Origin of the sequence: Acidaminococcus sp. AM05-11 (assembly GCF_003472805.1) — a bacterium.
Lineage (GTDB): Bacteria > Bacillota > Negativicutes > Acidaminococcales > Acidaminococcaceae > Acidaminococcus > Acidaminococcus hominis.
The window spans coordinates 1-5,931 of sequence record NZ_QRMX01000052.1 but is presented as its reverse complement, the minus strand read 5'-3'; the positions used below and the strand labels follow the sequence as shown (position 1 = coordinate 5,931).

Here is a 5,931-nt window from a genome sequence, read left to right as displayed (position 1 = left end):
TATCATACGAGGGGAGAGCTGGCAGCCACGCTAGTGGATGACTGAGAGTGGATGCCCCGATACCACATCACTTCAGGTCCGCGGACCGCACCACCACAAAACAAATCAGGCCGTGCACCCTGCACGGCCTGATTTCATCTTAATGCAATACTATTCCTGAAACGCCTTCGTCAACGGCGGCACAATCTGCTTCTTCCGGGACAGCACCCCAGGCAGATGATAATGCCCGTCAGCCTCCCGCTGGCCAAACGCCTTGTCCAGCACCTCAGCGTTCTTTCCAGCCCACAACAGTTCCGTCACCTCATTGATAATATCCGTCACCATCAGCAGCGTAGTGTCCGCTTCACACTGGTCCACCATATCCTGCAAAGCACCCTGCAGCGCCGGCCATTTTGCCTTGGCCTTTTCCCCGTCCATCACGTTGATCTGAGCCACCGTTACCTTGCCCTGAGGGAAATCAAATTCCTTCATATCCCCGTGGCAGATAGCGCTGGGGCTCAGAGAGTTGATGGCAGAGCCAGCCTGCAGCATATCCATAGCGTACTTTTGCGGATCTTCCAGCCCGGCAATCTTCGCCAGCGCCATAGCCGCTTCCTTGTCCTTTTCCGTGGTAGTCGGGGACTTGAAGTACAGCGTATCAGAACTAATGGCAGAGAACAGCAGCCCCGCAATGGTCGGGGTCAGCGTTACGTTCTTTTCCACACTAATATTGTAAATAATGGTGCCCGTGCAGCCCACCGGCTGGATCCGTACCATCAGAGGATTGGCCGTCACAATGCCGCCCATCCGGTGATGGTCGATAATTTCCAGAGGATTGGCCTTGCTGAAGCCGTCCACAGCCTGGCTCAGCTCATTGTGGTCCACCAGAATCACGTCCTGGCCTTCCGCCAGTTCCGTGTTCAGCCGGGGAGCGTCCACCTTCCAGTAATCCAGCACATACTGGGTTTCCGGGTTCACATTCCCAGCCCGGCAAGCTTCCACCTTCTCACCCAATTGGGTCTTCACATAGGCATAAGACAGGGCAGAGCAAATAGAGTCCGTGTCCGGATTCTTGTGTCCTGTAATAATCGTTACGTTTTCCATAAATCGCATCTCCTCATGGTTCACTTAGTATCGCACCCAGGGGGTGCCTGTTGGAATACTTTCCATAGCGTTCTTATTATAGCACAGGTTTGGCAAAACGGGCCATAAGCCGATGACTCTGATGATACCCGTCCATGGCGGCACTCATAATGCCCCCCGCATAGCCAGCCCCTTCCCCGGCCGGGTACAGCCCCGGACAGTTCACAGACTCCCCGCTTTCACCACGGACAATCCGCACCGGCGCTGACGTCCGGGTTTCCACCCCAATCAGCAGCCCCTGGGTCCCAAACCCCGGCAGCTTCCTGTCAAACACCCCCAGCCCATGCTGGAGCGTTTCCGCCACCGCCTGGGGCAGCACCTTCTTCAGGTCCGCCGCCACCAGTTCCGGCCGGTAGCTGGGCTTAAACGGCACCTTCAGGTCCGGCGCCGTCCCTTCCAGATAGCTCCGGGAAGACTGGGCCGGAGCCCGGTAATCCTTGCTGACCCCATAGGCCAGCCGCTCGTACTTCCGTTGGAATTCCATACCCCCCAGCGGCCCCGGCGGGAAATCCTTGGGGTCCACATTCACCACCAGCGCACTGTTGGCCAGCCCCGTATCCCGCAGGAACGGGCTCATCCCGTTGACCACCACGCCCCCCGGTTCCGAAGCAGACGCCACCACCTGGCCCCCCGGGCACATACAGAACGAATACACCGCCCGGCCCGTAGCCTTGTCGTGGTACACTAGCGCATAGTCCGCCGCCCCCAGCTTGGGGTGCTTGGCAAACTTCCCATACTGGGCCCGGTTAATCAGCTCCTGCTGGTGCTCAATCCGCACACCTACCGCAAACGCCTTGGCCTCCAAATGGACGCCCCGGGCAAGCAGCATCTGGTACGTATCCCGAGCCGAATGGCCGCAGGCCAGAACCAGCCCCTGGCACTTCACCCATTCCTGGCCGTTCAGCTCCACTTCCGTAAGACCGCCGGCCGCATCCCGGCGCACATTGGTCACCTGGGTTTCGTAGCGCACCGTGCCCCCGTAAGCCTTAATCTGGTGAATCAGCCCCGTCACCATAATCCGCAGCTTGTCCGTGCCCACGTGAGGCTTCTGTTCCGTGAGAATCTCCTCCGGCGCCCCCGCATCCACAAACAACTGGAGCAAATGCCCCATAATCGGGTCATTCACCCGGGTGGTCAGCTTCCCGTCAGAAAACGTCCCGGCACCCCCGGCCCCAAACTGCACATTGCTCACCGGGTCCAGCTTCCCCGTCTTCCAGAACGTCTCCACGTCCCGAATCCGGTGGGCCAAATCCCGGCCCCGCTCTACCACCATAGGCGCGTACCCGTACTTGGCCAGCTCCAGCGCCGCCACAAGCCCCGCAGGCCCCAGCCCCACCACAATAAGCCGGCTGGCAAGCCCTTCCGTGCCAAATACCGGCACCGGTTCCGGCTTCTCTTCCCATTCACTAATCTGCGGATCCTTTAATAGCTCCGCCTTCTGCCCTTCACTGATACGCAGCTCCGCCAGCAGATGGTACACCAGCACAATACTGCTTTTGTGCCGGGCATCTACCGCCTTCCGCAGCACCCGTACCTTCCCGATGCTGCCCTCCGGCAAACGGAGCTTCCGGGAAAGCAGCTGGGGCAGGCCCTGCCTGCTGTCCAGCCCCACCCGGATATTATTGATTCGTAGAACTACTGTTTTTTGCTGCTGCACTTTGTCCCTCCGGAGCTTTCGTAAGCGTAATTTCCACCAGCACACTGTGGGTGTCCGCCAGAACCTGGTCAGGAATCTGCAGCGGCATCTTCAGCTCCACATCGCTGGTAATATTCGTCAACACAATCGGAGCCGTTTGAATCTCCTTAATATTGCCCAAAACCGCCGGTTCCGCCGTCAGCTTCACCGTGGCAGGCGTTAACTTCACATTGGCAATGGTCACCCCAGCCGGGAGCTGCCCCGACATATTGGCCTTAATGGGGAAATCATTGGTACCCAACTGCCGCACAATGGTCACCGTAGTCTTCACCTTGGACGGCACAACCTTCACATCATACATCTCCCGGCCCGTCTTGTCCACAGCCACCACCGTAGCATCCGACGTGAAATTCTGGTCCTTGTTGCTGATATCCACCATCACCAGCACCTTGGCCACCTCCGCAATCCGGGCACTGGCCCCCCGGATGGTCACCTTAGCCGGATTCAGGTCCATATGACTCACCGTCACCCCACTGTTGGGAACCCCCACAATCCGCGGCTCCACCTCCACAGACTTCTCCGCCAGAGAATCCGTTTCCAGCTGCAGCAGACTCGGCGTGACCTCCGCCACTTCCCCCATCCGCACCGTAGCCATCACATTGTACGTATTCATCCCCTTGGGAGCGTCCGTAAAGTCGATATACGCCTTAATATCCCCCTCCCGGAGCACCGCAATCTGCGAACGCGTACCACTCACCTTCACATTCACCGTCTCCGGCATATCCTTTACCACCATATCTTCCGCCAAATTGTTGGCCGCCAGCGGCACCCGGAACGTCTTCGTGGTAATCGGGTTCTGCTCATTCATGACATACACCCACAAAATGCAGGCCACCACCAGCGCCATCACCCGCACAAACCAGGAATTCCGCTTGTTGGCCCCCTCATCATTATGCTTTTGGGTTATCATGGAAGTCATCCCCTTTCTGCCCCTCGTCCTTGTGCTTGCGCAGCGCCTCAAACTTCAGCCGAATCGAATCCTTCCAATTGAGCATCGGCTGCTTCATCACCGGCCGCAAAAGATCCCGCACATCCCGGTGCGTCAAATACCGTTGGAGAGCACCCCCACGAGCCAGAGAAACCGCACCCGTTTCCTCACTCACCACCAGCACCAGCGCATCCGTCTGCTCAGACAGACCAATCGCCGCCCGGTGCCGCGTACCCAGCTCCTGACTCAAATTCCGCGCCTCCGTCAGAGGCAGTAGGCAACTCGCCGCCGCAATCCGGTTTCCCCGGATAATCACCGCCCCATCATGCAGCGGCGTATTGGGAATAAAAATATTTTCAAAAAGAGCCGTACTGATTAAACCATCAATCTGAATCCCCGTCTCAATATAGTCGTCCAGACCCGTCTCCCGCTCGAAAACAATCAGCGCCCCAATCTTGTTCCGGCTCAAATCATCTGCCGTAGTCGCCACCGCCTCCAGCATATTCTCGATTTCTTCCTCATTGAGCACCGTACTCCGGCGGAATAACTTCCCCCGCCCAATCTGCTCCAGCGCCCGCCGCAGCTCCGGCTGAAAAACCACCGGCAGCGCAATCATCACCACCGTCATAAACTTTTCCAAAATCCAGTTGATCACATACAAATTCAGCCACTTACTGATCAACATAATCACCAGCAGCATCAACAGCCCCTTGACCAAAGACGCCGCCCGCGTATTCTTCAACATCAAATACAATTTATTTAAGAAAAACGCCACTACCAGGATATCCAACACATCCAGCGCAGTAATCGTGTGAATCAAACCAAGCACATGCCCACCCATAAAAGTTCCTCCCTCATAGAATATCGCCACAAAAGTAGCATCAACCTATTATAGACTATTTCCAGAGCCCGACGCAAATAGTTGAAGAGAAAAATATGGCAGGAAACGCATAACGCCCCACACTACCCCCATGGACTCCACGACCAAAAACCGCTACAGAGTTTTCTACAGCAAAAAATTGCCTCAGGCAATTTTTCTGTAGTTGAGCTACCTAACGCCCCGCACTAGCCCCAGATGGGGACAAGCTTTCCCCAAAGGGGAAAGTGGCACCACAGGTGCCGATAGAGAAACCCCGGAGGGCCAACCAAGTATTAGCGTCCTCCGGCCGCCTGCCTTCTCCGCCCAACAACATTCCAAGGCGGGGAAGGAAGCAATGCCGCAGACATTGCAGGATGGGGCAACTACCTACATTTCAGTACTAGCCCCCAATTAGCACACGATCAGTGGTGGCCTGAACGCTTCCTGCAAGAGTGAAGGAAGTGTCGCCGTAAGGCGACGATAGAAGTTTAATCCATAAAGCTTTTTACCCCCTCCTGCCCAGCGGGCGCCCATAGCTCTCGCCTCTGGGAGTCGTATCCATTTCTCAAGGCCTTGGCCGTAGAGAAATGGAATATACGACCCCTGTGATAGCTGCCCAGAAGGCAAGCCCGCAGGGCGACGCCGCCTGGCTAGCAGCGAACCACTATGCGGCCGCATCCAAACATCCGCAAAGTCTCCAGCGGATGTTTGGCCAATAAGGCCCATGCGATAGCGGCCTGCAAAGCAAGTCCGTAGGACGCAGCTGCGCAGCGAGCCGCGAACCGCTGGGAGAGCTGTCACCGCAGGATGACTGAGGGAGTCGTATCCATTTCTCAAGGCCTCCGGCCGTAGAGAAATGGAATATACGACCCCTGCGATAGCCGTCCGTGAACCGAACCCGCAGGGTGAAGGCGAACGGAATACGGCGAACCGCTTGCGGCCGCATCCAAACATCCCCACAATTTTCCAAAGGATGTTTGGTTAATAAGGCCCATGCGATAGCCGTCCAAGAAGCAAGTCCGTCAGGACGTAGCTGATTGGAATACGGCGAACCGCTGAGTGGATACCCCGAACCACATCACTTCAGGTTCGCGGACCGCACCAATACTCAAGCCGTCCAGCGATTTTTCCATGTTTTATCGGCCCCCGGCCGCCTGCCTTCTCCGCCCAACAACATTCCAAGGCGGGGAAGGAAGCAATGCCACCGGCATTGCAGGATGGGGCAACTACCTACATTTCCACACTATCCCCTATTCAGCACACGACCAGTGATGCCTAGTAAGCCTTCTGCAAACTGGTATGCTATGAATAAAGTAGACTGGCATA

4 protein-coding genes are annotated in these 5,931 nt (G+C 56.8%); all 4 read right to left on the bottom strand.

Annotated features, from left to right (window positions below):
• Positions 1-150 precede the first annotated feature (150 nt).
• Entirely contained in the window at positions 151-1,083 is a 933-nt protein-coding gene (locus DW089_RS11050) for a manganese-dependent inorganic pyrophosphatase (RefSeq protein ID WP_105325830.1), read from the bottom strand.
• A gap of 76 nt (positions 1,084-1,159) precedes the next feature.
• The gene (locus tag DW089_RS11045; RefSeq protein ID WP_118287292.1) at positions 1,160-2,779 is read right to left on the bottom strand and encodes an NAD(P)/FAD-dependent oxidoreductase; all 1,620 of its coding nucleotides are present in this window, start codon (positions 2,777-2,779) and stop codon (positions 1,160-1,162) included.
• Positions 2,742-3,728 (bottom strand): YbbR-like domain-containing protein, encoded by a 987-nt coding sequence (locus tag DW089_RS11040; RefSeq protein ID WP_231087013.1) that lies wholly within the window; start codon positions 3,726-3,728, stop codon positions 2,742-2,744. Before DW089_RS11040 ends, DW089_RS11045 begins: the two co-directional genes overlap by 38 nt.
• Positions 3,709-4,587 carry a diadenylate cyclase CdaA gene (gene cdaA, locus DW089_RS11035; protein WP_105325832.1) on the bottom strand — a complete coding sequence of 293 codons (879 nt, stop codon included), beginning with the start codon at positions 4,585-4,587 and terminating at the stop codon, positions 3,709-3,711. Before cdaA ends, DW089_RS11040 begins: the two co-directional genes overlap by 20 nt.
• Positions 4,588-5,931: the final 1,344 nt, after the last annotated feature.